This window comes from Bartonella taylorii 8TBB, from assembly GCF_902825155.1.
GTDB classification, from domain to species: Bacteria; Pseudomonadota; Alphaproteobacteria; order Rhizobiales; family Rhizobiaceae; genus Bartonella; species Bartonella taylorii_A.
The window spans coordinates 1-505 of sequence record NZ_CADEAG010000092.1 but is presented as its reverse complement, the minus strand read 5'-3'; the positions used below and the strand labels follow the sequence as shown (position 1 = coordinate 505).

The 505-nt window shown below is 42.4% G+C and carries 1 pseudogene; it reads right to left on the bottom strand.

The window, feature by feature from the left end:
• Positions 1-386, bottom strand: a pseudogene (locus tag J7R13_RS08790) (FAD/NAD(P)-binding protein); the annotation flags it as partial.
• Between the last annotated feature and the right edge of the window lie 119 nt (positions 387-505).

Sequence of the window (505 nt, the reverse complement as noted above, 5' to 3'; positions counted from 1 at the left end):
CCTTGGTTGATAAATGGCCGGATGATACCCTGAGCAGCCAAATTTTTGATAAAAGGAGACTCATCACGCAACGGAGAAAAACTATCAATCTTGGCCGTGATCAGCACATCTCCATCAACTGAACTGTTTTCATCTTGGAAAACAGACTGAACTTCGAAACGGCTAGTACTAGCATTGAGAACAAGTTTAGGTGAAGGTCCGCCAGCCAAAGTCACGATACCAGCCTCCATCAGAGCCTTCAACTCTTGGTTTCGCTGCATCGGTGGGCCAACAGAAATACGGTTAAAGTTTGGATTAAAATATTCAATAAAGTACTTGTGAGATGAAGACGTTAACCCGCAAAAATCAATTGCTGAACGTAAGATATCACGGACATCTCGTAGCACATCTGTAGCAGCTTTCACTGGGCCATCAACATTACCTGCAGCGGAAGAATGAAGATCGTCCTTCAAATGCTCCATGAAGAATCTTGTATAATCCTTCAAAGAGGCAAATATTTTATTTC